Annotated in this window: 14 protein-coding genes and 1 pseudogene; 5 read left to right on the forward strand and 10 right to left on the reverse strand. The window is 52.8% G+C overall.

The window, feature by feature from the left end:
• Positions 1–55: 55 nt before the first annotated feature.
• From FJM65_RS20585 to porX, 5 genes are all read right to left on the reverse strand, one after another.
• Positions 56–982, reverse strand: a complete 927-nt coding sequence (locus tag FJM65_RS20585) for a hypothetical protein (protein WP_140624167.1) — start codon at positions 980–982, stop codon at positions 56–58.
• Positions 982–2,466 carry an MBOAT family O-acyltransferase gene (locus FJM65_RS20590; RefSeq protein ID WP_140624169.1) on the reverse strand — a complete coding sequence of 495 codons (1,485 nt, stop codon included), beginning with the start codon at positions 2,464–2,466 and terminating at the stop codon, positions 982–984. The genes FJM65_RS20585 and FJM65_RS20590 overlap by 1 nt, the downstream gene beginning before the upstream one ends.
• A 100-nt stretch (positions 2,467–2,566) precedes the next feature.
• Positions 2,567–3,793, reverse strand: a complete 1,227-nt coding sequence (locus tag FJM65_RS20595; protein WP_140624172.1) for an alanine dehydrogenase — start codon at positions 3,791–3,793, stop codon at positions 2,567–2,569.
• A gap of 154 nt (positions 3,794–3,947) precedes the next feature.
• Positions 3,948–4,400, reverse strand: coding sequence for a tRNA (adenosine(37)-N6)-threonylcarbamoyltransferase complex ATPase subunit type 1 TsaE (gene tsaE, locus FJM65_RS20600; RefSeq protein ID WP_239023046.1), 453 nt, complete (start codon positions 4,398–4,400; stop codon positions 3,948–3,950).
• Positions 4,393–5,955, reverse strand: a complete 1,563-nt coding sequence (gene porX / locus FJM65_RS20605; RefSeq protein ID WP_140624174.1) for a T9SS response regulator signal transducer PorX — start codon at positions 5,953–5,955, stop codon at positions 4,393–4,395. Before porX ends, tsaE begins: the two co-directional genes overlap by 8 nt.
• Positions 5,956–6,216: 261 nt before the next feature.
• Here porX and FJM65_RS20610 point away from each other — a divergent pair, with 261 nt between their 5' ends.
• From FJM65_RS20610 to FJM65_RS20620, 3 genes are all read left to right on the forward strand, one after another.
• Positions 6,217–7,446 carry an HD domain-containing protein gene (locus FJM65_RS20610; protein ID WP_140624176.1) on the forward strand — a complete coding sequence of 410 codons (1,230 nt, stop codon included), beginning with the start codon at positions 6,217–6,219 and terminating at the stop codon, positions 7,444–7,446.
• 294 nt (positions 7,447–7,740) lie between these two features.
• Positions 7,741–8,163, forward strand: a complete 423-nt coding sequence (locus FJM65_RS20615; RefSeq protein WP_140624177.1) for a DUF1801 domain-containing protein — start codon at positions 7,741–7,743, stop codon at positions 8,161–8,163.
• Between the two features lie 93 nt (positions 8,164–8,256).
• Positions 8,257–8,931, forward strand: a complete 675-nt coding sequence (locus FJM65_RS20620) for a DUF5655 domain-containing protein (protein ID WP_239023047.1) — start codon at positions 8,257–8,259, stop codon at positions 8,929–8,931.
• A 531-nt stretch (positions 8,932–9,462) separates the two neighbouring features.
• On the opposite strand, the gene FJM65_RS20625 is transcribed toward FJM65_RS20620, so the two are convergent.
• The 4 genes from FJM65_RS20625 to FJM65_RS20640 form a co-directional block, all read right to left on the reverse strand.
• Positions 9,463–10,716 carry a PQQ-dependent sugar dehydrogenase gene (locus tag FJM65_RS20625; protein WP_239023048.1) on the reverse strand — a complete coding sequence of 418 codons (1,254 nt, stop codon included), beginning with the start codon at positions 10,714–10,716 and terminating at the stop codon, positions 9,463–9,465.
• 12 nt (positions 10,717–10,728) lie between these two features.
• Positions 10,729–11,115 (reverse strand): VOC family protein, encoded by a 387-nt coding sequence (locus FJM65_RS20630; RefSeq protein WP_140624179.1) that lies wholly within the window; start codon positions 11,113–11,115, stop codon positions 10,729–10,731.
• 174 nt (positions 11,116–11,289) lie between these two features.
• Positions 11,290–11,637, reverse strand: a complete 348-nt coding sequence (locus tag FJM65_RS20635) for a Rossmann-fold NAD(P)-binding domain-containing protein (protein WP_140624180.1) — start codon at positions 11,635–11,637, stop codon at positions 11,290–11,292.
• On the reverse strand, positions 11,621–11,911 hold the full coding sequence (locus tag FJM65_RS20640; protein WP_239023049.1) for a JAB domain-containing protein: 291 nt from the start codon (positions 11,909–11,911) through the stop codon (positions 11,621–11,623). The genes FJM65_RS20635 and FJM65_RS20640 overlap by 17 nt, the downstream gene beginning before the upstream one ends.
• A gap of 507 nt (positions 11,912–12,418) precedes the next feature.
• Here FJM65_RS20640 and FJM65_RS20645 point away from each other — a divergent pair.
• Positions 12,419–13,873: an RNA-binding domain-containing protein gene (locus FJM65_RS20645; RefSeq protein ID WP_140624182.1), complete on the forward strand. Its 1,455-nt coding sequence runs from the start codon at positions 12,419–12,421 to the stop codon at positions 13,871–13,873.
• A gap of 200 nt (positions 13,874–14,073) precedes the next feature.
• Here FJM65_RS20645 and tnpA read toward each other — a convergent pair whose 3' ends face one another.
• On the reverse strand, positions 14,074–14,217 hold the full coding sequence (gene tnpA / locus FJM65_RS21790) for an IS66 family insertion sequence element accessory protein TnpA (protein WP_394348152.1): 144 nt from the start codon (positions 14,215–14,217) through the stop codon (positions 14,074–14,076).
• 409 nt (positions 14,218–14,626) lie between these two features.
• Between tnpA and FJM65_RS20650 the strand changes: the two are divergent.
• A pseudogene (locus tag FJM65_RS20650) lies at positions 14,627–15,107 on the forward strand (IS66 family transposase); the annotation flags it as partial.
• Positions 15,108–15,448 lie beyond the last annotated feature (341 nt).

A 15,448-nucleotide genomic window follows, 5' to 3' on the forward strand; every position in this document is an offset into this window, starting at 1 on the left:
TGAACGGTCTTTCTGAAGGAATGCTGTAGTTGGAGATTACAATATTTATTTACAGCTAACCAGCATCAGCAGATACTAGCTTTTTAATATGCAAAATGTCTGAAGCTACTTTCTCTGAGAGTAGTTTGCCGGCCTCTTTGTAAAGGTGATTTCCGTCAGTGGTCTGGTATTTGCCTGAAGCATTAATGTAATTGAGGTAATGCACACCATGGCTTGCGGCCAGAGTTCTCATCTTTATGTCAAAATCAGGAGAGTACCTTCTCTCTAGCGCGGCAAACTCTGCAGAAGTCGGCAGCCTCACCAGGTACACCTCCCCGTGTTTGTCCAGAAAATTTATCGTTTCACTCAGCGACTGTAGCCGGACCGGCGACAACGATCCTTCCCTGGCATATGCCTCATAGTCTTTGAGCTTCCTTGTTGTTCTGTTCTTTACAATGGCTGAGTCCACTTTGATGTTTACCTCCAACCATCCGTCCTTGTGAAGCCTCATCTCATTTTTCCCTCCACCGAACACGCTGTAGAGCGGCTTAGGGTAGAAGCGAAAGATGTACTCATAATTTGGGTTAACGTTCTCTAGGTTTATCTTGGAAACAAATGAAGCGTTTTCGCGGAAGTTCTCCGTATTCTCCTCTTCTTTTGTCAGGGAGGAAACTGCCCAGGGATCGACAGCCACTATAAATAACCCATCTTCTGCATCCTCGTCGACCTTCTCTTTTATTAAGTCCAAATAAGCCGGACCGAACGGGGAATGGGATAGCGTGAAAGCGAAGTTCTGCATCTCCGGATCTAGGCTTTTGAAAGCCTGTGGCTGGAGGCCTTGCGCAGCCCTTGAGGTTCCGATAATCAGAGAAGGGGCTGGTGCGGTGGTTAAACGGGTATAGAACGGATCTACATAGCCCGTATCGAACTTCCACATGACAGGCACTAGAACTATTGCCGCTACGCCTAGCAGCAGGATTACCTTAAGAGCAAAGTTTTTCATTAGAACTGGAAGTAAATGAAGGCACTTGAGTTGTAGATGCCAAAGTAGAACAGGACGAAAAGATACAAACTGTACACGGTCCATCTGGTAATTGGTCTGGAGAAAGCGATTTGCATCCGCAGCTCCCGGCCTCGTTGCAGGATATGTATTCCTTCCATAAGCGCTATGAACAGCACAGACAAGATAAACTCTTTCCTGTCCAGCCACAGGACTGGGGCGGATCTGGGATTCACGAGCTGCACTAACAGCTCCATTGCGCTTACCCCAATGTTCTGAAACATATGGGTAGTAATGTACCAAGCATCGGAAATGGTGTTGGCACGGAAGAACACCCAGGCCATGCACACCAGAAAGAAGGTGATGACTACCTGGATGAACTTGTACAATGTCCTGTTGCTGTTGAGCCCCAGGCGATCGACCACAGCATTCCGTTGCCCGGCCGTGAGGTTGCCGAACACCTGATAGAAGCCGTGCAGCGCCCCCCACACGATGAAGGTCCAATTGGCTCCGTGCCAGAGACCGCTCACCAGGAATACCACGAACAAGTTGTAGTACCAGCGCCACTTCAATACACGGTTACCCCCTAACGGAATATATAAATAATCGCGGAACCAAGTGGAGAGGGAGATGTGCCAGCGGCCCCAGAACTCCTTGATGGACTTGGAGAAGTAGGGCCTTCTAAAGTTCTCCATCAGGCGAAAGCCCATTACCTGAGCCGTGCCGATGGCGATGTCAGAGTAGCCCGAGAAGTCGCAGTAGATCTGAAAGGCAAAGAACACGGTGGCCATGATCAGCGGAATTCCCTCATAGTCGGTGGGGTTGTTGTAGACCTGATTCACCATCACGGCCAGGCGGTCGGCGATTACTACTTTCTTGAACAAGCCCCAAGCCATGAGCTTAAGTCCATTGGTCACCCGGTCATAGTTGAACTCGTGCCTCTCCTTCAGTTGGCCCAGGAGATTACCCGCCCGCTCGATGGGCCCTGCCACAAGTTGTGGAAAGAAGGTTACGAACAGGGCAAAGATGCCCAAGTGCTTCTCTGCCTTTATTCTGCCGTAGTAGACGTCTATACTATAGCTCATTGTCTGGAAGGTGTAGAAGGAGATGCCCATGGGCAGGAGCAGCTCGAAGGCCGGCGCAGCATAGTTCACACCCAGCAAGTGCGCCAGGTCCACGGCTGCCGTGGAGAAGAAATTGTAGTACTTGAAGGTGAACAGGATACCCAGGTTAGACACAAGGCTCAGCCACAGCCAGGGCTTACGCTTTGTGCGCTCTTCCTCACTGTAGCGGTCCATCATGCGCCCGCACAGGTAGTCAATCAGTGTAGAAATGACCAGAATAATGGCGTAGTCCACGCGCCAGAACATGTAAAAGGTGTAGCTAGCGATCAAAAGGAGTATCCACCTAAAGCGGTGCGGCAAGAGGAAGTAGAGCCCCACCACCGTCGGAAAGAAGACGAGGAACTCAAACGAGTTGAAAAGCATAAGTTTGTTAGTCTAAAACAAGACGCAAATTTGCCAATATTTTACTACTATCAAAAGTACAGAAGGTAGCTAAACATTATTATCAGAAAGAGTAGTCTTCTTAATTCCGCACCGCAATCATCAGCCCCAGTTCTTTGTAGCGCATGCCGAATTTCTTGGCGATGTGGGCGTTGGTGAGGCTGCCTTTGTAGATGTAGACGCCGCTGCGGTAGTGCTCGTTTATGAACAGCACCTCGTTGATGCCGCCGTATTTGGAGAACTCACTGAAGATGGGCGTGAAGATATTGCTCAGCGCCTGCGAGGCTGTGCGGGGCACCCGCGAAGGGATGTTGGGCACGCAGTAGTGGATGATGTCGTACTTGCGGTAGACCGGGCGGGTGTGCGAGGTCATCTCCGAGGTTTCAAAGCAGCCGCCCTGGTCGATGCACACGTCGATGATGATGGAGCCCGGGTTCATCTGGGCCACCACGCTCTCTTCCACCATGCAGGTGATCTGTCCCTCATCGGCCACAAAGGCCCCGATCACCACGTCGGCCTGCTTGATTTCGCTGTACATCACAGCCTTGTCCAGCGTGGAGGTGAAGATCTGCGCGCCGACGTTGTGCTTGAGTCTTCTGAGTTTATAGATGTGGTTGTCAAACACGCGCACCTCCGCCCCCAGGCCCAGGGCGGCGCGGGCGGCAAACTCGGCCACGGAGCCCGCGCCCAGGATCACCACCTTCGTGGGCGCCACCCCGGTGATGCCGCCCAGGATGATGCCCTTGCCCTCGTTGCTGCTGCTCAGGTACTCGGCCGCCACCATCATCACCGTGCTGCCGGCAATCTCGCTCATGGCCCGTACCACGGGCTTGGCGTCGGACTTGTCGCGGATAAGCTCAAAGGAAATGGCGTTGATCTTTTTGCGCAGCAGCGCGTTGATGTAGTCTGAGGTGAGGTTGCCAAAGTGCAGGGCCGAGATCAGCGTCTGCCCCGGCCGCAGGTACTCAATCTCCTCGTAAGTGGGCGGGGCGATCTTTAAGATCACGTCCGCCTCGTACACTTCCTCGGTGGCATAGACGATCTTGGCGCCCGCCTCGGAGTATTCGTTGTCTGAATACTTGGAGGGTCCGCCGGCCCCGGCCTCGATCCGGATGCGGTGCCCCTGGTCGGTGAGCTGCTTCACGGCGTCCGGCGTCAGGCCGATGCGGTTCTCCTGGAAAGAAGACTCCTTGGGAATGCCGATAAACAGGCTGCGGCGGCGCTCCTCCACAGCCAGCATGGACTCTTTCGGGTACAAAGCCGGGCTGGTGGCAAGCTTTCCTAAATCTACGGCAAACTTCTCCGTCATACTTCATCTGTTAAGGGTCCTGCCCGACAAGCCCTGCAGGCTTGTCGGGCGATCCCCTGGTTGTTTATGCCAATGGATGCCTTCAGCATCCTTACCTAACGTTTCTACCGCGTCCGGCGGGTTCTGCGCGCTTTTCTTTTCCTGGCAGGGAGACTTAGCCTGCTACCCGGGAAATGCGCAGCTCCCGCTCCTTTCCCTCGGCGTCCGGGGTGATTTCCACCAGCAGGTAACGCTCGGGCAAAAGGCTCGGGATCATCGAGGGCCACTCGATCAGACACAGGTTCCCCGACTCAAAATACTCCGGTGCCCCGATGTCCAGGGCCTCCCGCTCGTGGTTGATCCGGTAAAAGTCGAAGTGGTAAATTAGCTTTCCCTTTTCCCCCTCGTACTCGTTGACCAGCGCAAAGGTCGGGCTGCTTACGTTCTCCAGAACACCCAGCTGCCGGCAAAGTTCCTTGATGAGCGTGGTTTTGCCCGCGCCCATGGGCCCCTCGAACAGGATCACAGGCTCCGAGGCGGCCTCCTCTAAAAGCACAGAAGCCGCCGCTGGCAACTCCGCCAACGACGACATCCTCACCAGTGTCGGTTTCTCTCCAATCTTAGGCATTCTTGGGCGAAAGTGTGATAAAGGGTATGATCATTTCCTCAAGCGAGACGCCCCCGTGCTGGAAGGTGTCCTTGTAATAGTTTACGTAGTAGTTATAGTTGTTTGGATAGGCAAAAAAGTAATCTTCTATCGCAAATACAAACGTAGTGGAAACATTGGCCTTTGGCAAGAAAAATCGTTCCGGCTTGCGCACCGTGAACACGTCTTTGTCCGTGTAGCCCAGGTTCTTACCGTGCTTGTAGCGCAGGTTGGTGTTCGTGTTTCTATCCCCGATGATCTTAAAGGGCCTTTTTACGCGGATCGTGCCGTGGTCGGTGGTGATCACGAGCCGGCCTTTCTTTTCGGCGATCAGCCGCAGGGTGTCAAACAGCGGCGAGTGCAGGAACCAGGATTTGGTGATGGAGCGGTAGGCAGACTCGTCCGGGGCCAGCTCGCGCACCATGTTGCTGTCGGTGCGGGCATGCGAGAGCATGTCCACAAAGTTATACACGATCACGTTGAGCTTGTTGTTGTCCAGGTTGGTGAACTTGCTGAGCAGGTCCCGGCCGGCCTGCACGTTGGTGATCTTATGGTAGCTGTGCTTGTCTGTTACGCGGTTCTGCTGGAACTGCAGGTCCAAAAAATCCGCCTCGTGCAGGTTCTTGCCCTCGTCCTCATCATCGCTCACCCACATCTTAGGGTACTTCTTCTGGATCTCGGTGGGCAGCAAGCCCGAGAAAATGGCGTTGCGCGCATAGGCCGTGGTAGTGGGCAGAATAGAGTAGAACATCTCCTCGGAGTCCACCGAGAAGTACTCGGAGATGATCGGCTCGAGCACCTTCCACTGATCGTAGCGCAGGTTATCGATCAGCACAAAGTAGACCGGGCGGTCGCTTTCCTTCATCATCGGGAACACGCGCCGCTTGAAGAGCTGGTGCGACATGAGCGGGGCCTCGTCGTCATCGCCGTTGATCCAGTCCTCGTAGTTGTCCATGATAAAGCGGGCGAAATTCGTATTGGCCTCGTCTTTCTGCATGTTGATCACATCGGCCATGCTCTTGTTCTCGGTCTCGTCGATCTCCAGCTCCCAGTACACCAGCTTCTTGTAAATATCGGCCCACTCCTGCGAGCTCAGCCGCTCGCCGAAGGCCATGCCCAGCTGGCGGAAGTCGCGCTGGTAGCTCATGTTGGTCTTCTCGCTTACCAGGCGCTTGTTTTCCAGCACCTTTTTGACCGACAGCAGGATCTGGTTGGGGTTGAGCGGCTTGATCAAATAATCGGTGATCTTCGAGCCGATGGCCTCTTCCATGATGTGCTCCTCCTCGCTCTTGGTGATCATGATCACCGGCACGGCAGGCCGCAGGGCCTTGAGCTCGTTCAGGGTCTCCAGACCGCTGATGCCGGGCATGTTCTCGTCTAAAAACACCACGTCAAAGCTGCGCTCGCGGAACTCCTCAATGGCGTCCGCCCCGCTGTTGACCGGGGTGATGTCATAGCCCCGGTCCTCGAGGAACAGGATGTGCGGTTTGAGTAGGTCGATCTCGTCATCGGCCCATAAAATGGTGTATCTTTGCATCGTTTATCGTTCGTTGCTGTTTGCTAATGATTCCTGTTATTGTCATGATGACCTGATGGCCACCACGTTCAGGGGCTAATACTATTAAACGGCACAACGCCCCAGTTGTTAAGCCCGCTCCCCACGTGCCGCGCACAAACCGTGCCGCTCGCCGGGAAGACAGGGGCATCCATTTAAACCTTAAACGCCCTGACAAGTTTAAGCTAGCAGGCTGCCCGCCGGCCGGCCACCTGGCAGTCAAACACCCAAACCTTTGCTTCTGTGAACAAGAAAAAGATATTTAACGACCCGGTATACGGCTTTATCACCGCCCCGACTGAGCTAATATTCGATATCATCGAGCATCCCTACTTCCAGCGCCTGCGCCGCATCAAGCAGCTGGGCCTCACCGAGATGGTCTACCCCGGGGCGCTGCATACCCGTTTTCACCATGCCCTGGGCGCCATGCACCTGATGGACACGGCCCTGCAGACGCTGCGCAGTAAAAATAATGAAATTACCGATACCGAGTACGAGGCCTCGCTGATTGCCATCCTGTTGCATGACGTGGGCCACGGACCTTTTTCCCATGCCCTGGAGACGGCCATCTTCAAAAACGTGCACCACGAGCACCTCTCGCTGCACATCATGCACCTGCTCAACGAACAGTTCGGCGGAAGATTGGCCATGGCCATCGATATTTTCACCGATAACTACCCGCGCCGTTTCTTTCACCAGCTCGTTTCCAGCCAGCTCGACGTGGACCGCCTGGACTACCTGAACCGCGACAGCTTCTATACCGGGGTGTACGAAGGCAAGATCGGCGCCGACCGCATCATCAAGATGCTGGACGTGGCCAACGACAAGCTGGTGGTGGAGGAAAAGGCCATCTACAGCATCGAGAACTTTCTGGTGAGCCGCCGCCTGATGTACTGGCAGGTATACCTGCACAAGACCGTGATCAGCGCCGAGCACATGGTGCTGCGCGTGGTGCAGCGCGCCCGGGAGCTCCTGCAGCTGGGCCAGGAGGTGCCGGCCAGCTCCACTTTGCGCTATTTCCTGTCCTCTGACCTCACGCTCGAGGACTTCAGGCGGGACAAAAGCATCCTGGAGCGCTTTGTCTCCCTGGACGACCACGACATCTGGAGCGGCATCAAAGAGTGGGCCCACCACCCGGACTTTATCCTGTCCTACCTGGCCCAGTGCATCCTGAGCCGCCGCCTGTTTAAAGTATACATCTCAACCAAACCCATTGAAGCGGACATGCTCCTGGGCCTCAAGGAACTGGTGCAGGACAAGTACAAGCTGGCCGAAGACGATATCCGCTACCTGATGATCTCGGGCAAGATCGGCAACAACGCCTACGACGTGGAGGGACAGACCATCGGCATGCTCACCAAGTCGGGCTACGTGGTGGATGTGGCCGAGGCCTCGGACCTGCCTAACATCCGCGCCCTGAGCTATAAGGTCGAAAAGCACTTTGTCTGCTACCCCAAGGAGGTGGCCCACTGAAAAAGCCACTTCCTTGCCGTAAGGGCCTCCCCTGCCCTCACGGCAGGCCTGCCACAAAATAATGGCCATGCTGCCGCATTTCTCCCGCAGATGCTTATCTTGAAAGCTGAAGGGAGGGAGGCGGCATACCGGGCTGTCAGCCTCTCATCCGACCGGACCGCTTTTTCTGGCGCAAAGCACCTTCCCTTCAGCCATGGTGCGGCGGGTATTCCCCCTGCGCCCGGCACACCCCATCTGCTCAGCCCTCGTGGGTAATGGAGCCCGTAACAGTGACAAACCATAAATATGCTTGACATGGCCGAATTAAAAACAAAACAGCATGATGCAGACGTTGGCGCCTTCATTTCCTCTTTTGCAGACACTGAACAAAAGCGAAAGGACAGCTTTGAGATCCTAAAATTGATGCAGGACCTTACAGGGCATGCGCCGAAAATGTGGGGAAACGCCATCATCGGCTTTGGGCAATACCACTATAAGTCAGAGAGAAGCCGTCAGGAGGGCGATTGGCCTCTCGTGGGCTTTTCCCCCAGAAAAGCCGCCATCTCCCTTTATGTGTACACAGGAGGCCCGGGCCAGGAGGAGCTGTTGCAGGATCTAGGGAAATTTAAAATGGGGAAATCCTGTATTTACATAAAGAGACTAGCAGATATCGATCAAGAAGCACTCAAAAAGCTGATGCGATCCACCATTGCATTTCTTCAGACAAAATATAACTGACCAAACACGCTGCATCTATGGACAAGGCAAGGCTGGCAATGATTGAAAACCTGCACAAAAACACAGGGAAGACCTTAGCACAATGGACCGAAATTGTTTCCAGGGAAAAATCGCAAAACACTCAGAGATCATCCGGTACCTAAAAAAGAGCACGGGTTGACGCACGGTTATGCAAACCTTGTTGCACACAAGTCCAAGGGCGCTGACGCTGGCGCTGCGGCTAATCCAGACGCATTGATAGGCAGGCAGTATGCAGGAAAAGAACAACCACGCTACAACAAACTCCTAGATGAAGTGACTAAGTTGGGGGAGGACATAGAGATCACACCCAAGAACTCCTATGTGCGCGTAAGGCGAAAAAAGCAGTTTGCCACTTTCAAACCTGCGACAAAAACACGCTTTGACATCGGACTTCACCTCAGCGGGCAGGAACCCCTTGGAAAATTAGTGCCCGAAAAACCCAACGCCATGTGCTCTCACAAAATCAATCTTACCGACATAAATGGCATTGACAAAGAAGTGATCGGCTGGATCAAGGCAGCCTATGACAAGGCAGGGTTATTGCCTCTCCCAGGCCTGAAGGCAGCGGGATTCCTGGGCTACCCGGCTCCTGCCGCTGTATCTCTCCCAGGCGGAAACAATCTGCCCGGCCGCCTTCTTTTTGATGGTAACGGCTGCGTTCACATCCCTGTCGAGGGTGTGCCCCTTGGCGCAAGTCCAGGACCTGCCGGAGAGTTGCAGGCCCGGGTTTCGTTACCCGCATCCTGAGCAGTCCTGACGGGTATGGTGGGGGCTTCCCTGCCGCGCCACCTGGCCTTGTGCGCGAGCATCTGCTCAAACCGACCTGCGCCTGCCCCCTGGTCGGTTTTAGCTTGAAGCGGTAGGTCTTGACTTGGCTCGCGGGTTCTTCCGGCGCTTGCTTGCTGCAGCAAAGATAACAGCCTGCCAGCGCGACCGGGTAGAACATAGGGTTGCAAATGCGAAGATCGCGTAAAGCAAAGCGGCCTCCCCTGGCCACTGCCCCGAGGGCGAGGGCTTTCTTTGGCATTTTTCCGTAAGCCACATAGGCGAAAGAACTTGCCTTTAAAGGTGCGCAGGGCGCAGCATAACCTATCAGGCTTGGTTGGCTTAGGGAGCTGTCAAGGCAACCGCCGCTGCTTTGATAAATACGGGCATGCCTGAGGTTATCATCAGCGCTAGCAGGCCCTGCTTACTCTTAGCCCCGAAAAAGAAAAAAGGCTCCTTTAAATGAGGCGCCTCTCTTCTTTTCAGCCTGCCATGCAGGGGAATGCTATGATCTTATTTTTTATACACGCGGTATAACCTCCCTTGGTCGGTAATGGCATACAAGGCGCCGTCCTGGCCCTGGGTGATATCGCGGAAGCGCTGCTTCTCACCTGCCAGCAGCCTTTCCTCCCCCACCACCTTGCTCTCCTCGAGCACGAGCCGGACAAGGTGCATGCCGCTAAGCCCGCCGATGAACAGGTTGTTTTTCCATTCCGGGATACTGTCGCTGCTGTAAAAGGTCATCCCGCTGGGGGAGACGCTGGGGTCCCAGTAATAGACCGGCTGCTCAAGCCCTTCCTGCTGCTGGATGCCCTCCCCTACTTTCTCACCGCTGTACTCAAGCCCATAGGTGATGGTGGGCCAGCCGTAGTTCTTGCCGGCCTCGATCCTGTTAAGCTCGTCGCCACCCCGGGGGCCGAACTCGTTCTCCCACAGATCCCCCGTCTCCGGATGGAAGGCAAGCCCCTGCACGTTCCGGTGACCGTAGGAGTAGATTTCAGGCCTGGCGCCTTCCTGCCCTTCAAATGGGTTGCCCCGGGCGGGCTCTCCCTCCTTGGTGATGCGGACAATCTTCCCCAGACCGGAGCTAAGCTGCTGCGCCTGCGGCCGGGTGAGTGTGTCGGAGCGCTCCCCGGTGCTGACAAGGAGGTTGCCGCCTTCATCGAAGAGGATCCTTCCCCCGTAGTGCAGGGTGCCTTCGTAGGCCGGGGTGGCGCGGTAGATCACCCGTGCCCCCTCGATCTTGGTTTCATCCGCCGAAAGCCTTCCCTTGGCCACGGCAGTAAGGGTGCCCTCCGGGAGCGGCTCTGAGAAAACCCAGTACACCATCCTGTTCTGCTCAAAGTCCGGGTCGAGCCGGACGCCGAGCAGGCCGCCCTGCCCATCGGCACTGACGCTCGGGATGCCAGTGATGGGGGCGCTCAGCTCCCCTGCTAAAGAGGCGATGCGCATGGTGCCGGCTTTCTCGGTGATCAGCAGCCTGCCGTCGGGCATGCTGGTCAGGCCCCATGGGCTCTCAAGGCCATCTGTCAGCACCTTTCCCTCGTAGACGGTGGAGGATTTCACGCCGGCCACCCTGGTCTGGCCTGGAAAGGCCGGCCGGTAGGCAGTGTTGGGTGCCTTGGACTCTACCGGCGCCGCCGCCACGGGAGGAGCCGCGCGCTCGCTTTGGGCCGTCTGGGATTGCCTCTCCCCGCAGGAGGACAGGGCCAGCAGCGCGCCTGCCGCCATGGCCAGCCTTGTTTTCGCTATCGGTCTATTTCTCATGTGTTTTGTAAGCTACAACTGCGTTCCCACTGACCATATATTTCCTGCAAAGTCTTTAAATGTTGCTCTTCTGTCAGGGTCTCCTTCACGTTCTTTTGGCTGTTCCATGACTTGGCAGCCTGCTGTAATGGCTTTGTTAAAAGTTTCCGTTACATCAGGAACGTAAACATGCATGACTAATGGAACAGAAGCAAACCTGTCCGATGCATCACTAAGCATGATGACAGAATCGTCAATCTGCATTTCGGCGTGCATGATCGTCCCGTCTGGCTTTTCATACCTTCTTAGTTCCTTTGCACTGAAAATTACTGCCATCAAGTCGATAAACCTTTGAGCACCGTTGACAATAAAATACGGCGAGACTGAATTGTAGCCTGCTGGTTTGAAGTCTTTATTCATTTTTCATCTGATTAAGTGGCGCTTTTTTTACGATGACTGCCCATGGTTACATAGAGGCCTGGAGCGAGTTAGCACTGTGCTTTTGGTTTGCCGCTATGATCCTTAACGTGCAATCCATTCAAATGTAACCCTTTTGCCCGCATCAGGCTTGTAAAACCTTATCCGCAGACCCATTTATTTTCCTAAGAATCGATGGAAGTACTCTTCAAAGGTTGAATCCATTGCTATTGGGTTGGGTCCTTTTCCTTCCGGTTCGGCCTTGCCGTTGGCAACCGTTTCTGTCATTTTTATGAAATTCCTGGTAGCATCCTCTGCATAGCCAACTCCTTTCATCACGGCACGCCATTCCTGTCGCGGGATCTCGTGCGTGACGATTTCTTTTGCAAGCACTTTGCTGAATTCCTTTGCTATATCGTTGCTTGCGTACTTTTTTGGTCCGACGATTTCTATCACTTCTGAATGGTCAACTCCCTGCTCTATTTTGCTGGTTATAAATTTAGCTACATCATTTGGTGAGATCATAATTACCTGTCTGCCCCAAATGATCACCTATGCGCATGACGCACATAGGTGACAAGAGTTGAAACGAAGGGCTAGAGAAGCCCCTCGTCTGCAAGTGAGTGTAGCCCTCGCTGGTGAGGAAGAGGCGGGCCAGCACGGCAATATCCAGCCGCTCCCCTTCCTGTATCATTTTTTTGGTGAACTGCAGGTCCGCCTGGTTTGGCTTAAGGTTGCCAGAGAGATGGTTGTGGGAGATGATGACAGCCGAGGCACTCATCATCACGGGACGTAACACAAACTGTGGTTTACAAAAATCCGCTTCTTTGTAAACCACAGCTTACTTTACGGTCAAAGTATCTTGCTATAGGAGAGGTCCCGATGTTTCAGCAGCCGCTGAAAAACAGTGTCCGCCCTGGCATTGCGGTTAACGGAATTTCCGGCGCATTCGACCTGTCCGGGCAGGTTTGGATCGCGATGGCAAGGATGGCTGGTTTGCATGGCTGTATTTTTTTCCCCATAACCCATGCATCTTAGCTAAGCTGCTTTTCCATGTGTGCGCATCGGATTAGCCTATAGCGTGGGCTGCCCCGCACTCTGGTTTAATCATTTCAAATTCTCTTGGCAGCTTCTCAATTTACTATTCGCGAATCGAGGATGAATGCTTTCTTTTGTATGGGAGCCCGGATCTAGTTCATACAACGATGCTTCTATCAGTGCCATGATACCTTTCTTTGCAAATTCCATCTTCATCAATTGATGGCAATTTTATAACTTACGCATTAATAGCTATGTGAGCCAAGACATGAGTGACAATAGAATTCGTCGGATACTGAAAGAAGGAGAGGGGTTAAGGACAGAGTTTAAGAAGGCCGCGACAAGCTTGCCTAAAAACCTGTTTGAAACTGTCTGTGCCTTCTTGAACCGCGCCGGTGGGAATATTTTGCTTGGCGTGGACGATGATGGTGCTGTGCTTGGTATTGATCCGGCCAGCGTGAGGCAACTCAAGGTAGATCTTGTAAATTTATCCAATAACGCCCAGAAACTTGAACCGCCGTTTATTCTTTTCCCGGAGGAATACGTGTTGGATGGTAAAAGCATCCTTTATATCCAGGTTCCTGAGAGTTCACAAGTACACAAAACCAACAGCGTCATTTTTGACAGAAGCGAGGATGGAGATTACCGCCTGAACAACCACAGTCAAGTAGCCGAACTGTACAACAGGAAACGTGCTCATTTTTCAGAGAGTACTATCTATCCTTATCTGAAGTTTTCAGATTTCAAGCCTGAGCTGTTTCCAAAAGTAAGAAACCTCATTTATAGCCGGGACCCTAACCACCCGTGGCTGGCACTTAATGATGAGCAGCTACTAAAGACTGCCGGCTTCTACCGGCGCGATTTCGCTACAAACCAGGAAGGGTACACACTGGCGGCGGTGCTTGTTTTCGGGCGCGATGAGGTGATTCAGCAGGTTCTGCCACATTACAAGATAGACGCCCTGGTCCGCCGTGAGAACATGGATCGTTATGATGACAGAGTCTATATACAGAGTAATCTGATCGAGGCCTATGAGCAGCTGATGGCCTTTATCGCCAAGCATCTACCTGATAAATTCCATCTGGAAGGCGATTCCCGAGTTAGCCTAAGAACAAAGGTATTTCGTGAAGTGGTGGCCAATTTGATTGTTCACCGTGAGTATACCAACGCCTTGCCGGCTTCCTTGGTAATCTACAAGGATAAGGTTATTACAGAGAACGCTAACCGGCCGCATCACCACGGGCTGCTCATTCCTGAGCAATTTTCCCCGTTTCCAAAGAATCCTGCCATAGCGAAGCTGTTTATCCAACTAGGTAGGGTGGATGAGCTGGGGTCAGGTGTCCGTAACGTCTACCTGTTCCTGCCTCTGTACTCCAATGGCAAGGTACCGGTATTCCATGATGGCGACGTTTTCCGAAATGAGATTCCATTAGACCATGAGCTGACTGAAGAGAAGGAAGCAGTACCGTCAAAGGATCTGTTTGGCGAATACAATAGCAAGGTAGGCGAAAGAATTGCCAAAGTGCTGGACTTTATACTGGACAACCCCAAAGCCACCACCTCTATCATAGCCGGCTTTGTCGGTGTATCGGAAAAAACGGCTCAAAGGGATTTAAAAGCTCTCAAGGAGAAGAACCTGATCCAGTTCATTGGTCCGGCAAAATCGGGGCATTATGAGCCAACAGAGGATCTGAAGGCTATTCTAAACAACAAGAACAGTTAAAAAAATAGAAACAGGGACATGCTACAGTTGTAAATGTCCCTGTAAATGTCCCTGTAAATGTCCCTGTAAATAATTCAGTTGACACCCTTTAATCTATAGGTAAGGCAGGGATGGTAGCAGGCTATAAGGCTTGTATAGGATAAATACTACATGTTTACAGGTTCTCCGTGTTCGTTATTAAAACCGGCTTTTGAAGCTGGCTACAGCTGTGCTGATGCCCCTGCTTGTGGTGACAAGTGAGCGGTCAACTGGTGCTGACGGCAGTATTCTTTCTGCGTAAGTCCGCTTTGCTGCCAAGCCGTCACGTGGGCCTGCATCTGGGCGGGGGAAGTAGGTCGCTTCATCTTCAATGTGTTTTTCAGCAAAGCTACCTCAGCCCGATTTCCACATCAAGAAGCACTTGGCCGGACGCTTACCCACCAACTATTATAAGTTTAAAATTATATATAATAATAAAGTAGTATCATTACTACCTTAGCTTATACCAAACTTAATTTACAAGACATGACACAACGCTCCAAATGTATCCGCCCGACCAAGTGCGTCTTTCCAGCCTGAGGCGTAGGGGTTAGTTTTGTTGGCAAAAAAAGCAAGATGACCATCAAGAAAACATGCTCCAGGTAGTGGAGGTACTTGGAGAGAGCGGGCTGAGCCAGCGGGCCTTCTACCAGGAATAGGACCAAAAACTCTCCCAGTTCCTCTACTGAATCCAGAAGGTAGGAAAGGAAACAGGCTTCTTCCGGTTTTGTACAGCGCGCCAGCCTGGCCCTGCTCTACATCCAGCAGCTCTATGCAGTTGAGAGGAATACCAAGGAGAACAAGCTGGAGGCGGCGGCCATCAAGGAGCTGCGGCTCACGGAATCACTGCCCGTGCTCAACGAGCTGGGCAAGTGGATCTTCCATGAGATCAAGGGCACCCTGCCCAAGAGCCAGATCGGCAAGGCCATGGCCTACGCCCACGCCCGTTGGGATGCCCTCTCGGCCTACCTGTATGAGGGCAGCCTCTGCATCGACAACAACGGGGTGGAGAACGCCATCCGGCCCCTGGAAGAACTATTTATTCGCCGGCTCCCATGAGGCGGCAAAGCGGGCCGGCATGATCTACCCCTTCCTGGCCATCTGCAAGAAGCATGAGGTGAATCCATATCAGTGGCTCAGGCACATCATGTCCATCACCCACAAAGACCTGAGAGACATCTACCCCCAGAACTTCAAGGACAAATCAAACCTGTAGTTCGTAGGGCGGATATTTTGATTAAATGGAGAAGGATGCTATTTTAATCAGATATTGGTGATGATAAGGGAATAGTAAAGAATATACTCCTTATATAGCTGCTCTCGCGGCACTTGCCATCAGGCTGTACACTGCTCATGTACTAAGTTGGGACATGAAGAGAGGAACGTGTACCATTATGGTACATATGCTATGATTCATGTACCAAAAATCATACTTTTGTCTCATATCATATCTAATCCATGAAATTACGCAAAACGTCAAAGAAAGCCCTATCACTCCTATCTTTGGGAACATAGCCGCCAGTACAATTTGACCAAGCTATTTTCCGTAAGCTAAGA

The organism is Pontibacter mangrovi (genome assembly GCF_006385705.1).
GTDB classification, from domain to species: domain Bacteria; phylum Bacteroidota; class Bacteroidia; order Cytophagales; family Hymenobacteraceae; genus Pontibacter; species Pontibacter mangrovi.

Excerpts from the sequence above, each read along its gene's own strand:
- FJM65_RS20585 (WP_140624167.1), bottom strand. The coding sequence starts at position 982 with ATGAAAAACTTTGCTCTTAAGGTAATCCTGCTGCTAGGCGTAGCGGCA.
- FJM65_RS20590 (WP_140624169.1), bottom strand. The coding sequence starts at position 2,466 with ATGCTTTTCAACTCGTTTGAGTTCCTCGTCTTCTTTCCGACGGTGGTG.
- FJM65_RS20595 (WP_140624172.1), bottom strand. The coding sequence starts at position 3,793 with ATGACGGAGAAGTTTGCCGTAGATTTAGGAAAGCTTGCCACCAGCCCG.
- tsaE (WP_239023046.1), bottom strand. The coding sequence starts at position 4,400 with ATGCCTAAGATTGGAGAGAAACCGACACTGGTGAGGATGTCGTCGTTG.
- porX (WP_140624174.1), bottom strand. The coding sequence starts at position 5,955 with ATGCAAAGATACACCATTTTATGGGCCGATGACGAGATCGACCTACTC.
- FJM65_RS20615 (WP_140624177.1), top strand. The coding sequence starts at position 7,741 with ATGGCCGAATTAAAAACAAAACAGCATGATGCAGACGTTGGCGCCTTC.
- FJM65_RS20625 (WP_239023048.1), bottom strand. The coding sequence starts at position 10,716 with ATGAGAAATAGACCGATAGCGAAAACAAGGCTGGCCATGGCGGCAGGC.
- FJM65_RS20630 (WP_140624179.1), bottom strand. The coding sequence starts at position 11,115 with ATGAATAAAGACTTCAAACCAGCAGGCTACAATTCAGTCTCGCCGTAT.
- FJM65_RS20635 (WP_140624180.1), bottom strand. The coding sequence starts at position 11,637 with ATGATCTCACCAAATGATGTAGCTAAATTTATAACCAGCAAAATAGAG.
- FJM65_RS20645 (WP_140624182.1), top strand. The coding sequence starts at position 12,419 with ATGAGTGACAATAGAATTCGTCGGATACTGAAAGAAGGAGAGGGGTTA.
- tnpA (WP_394348152.1), bottom strand. The coding sequence starts at position 14,217 with ATGAAGCGACCTACTTCCCCCGCCCAGATGCAGGCCCACGTGACGGCT.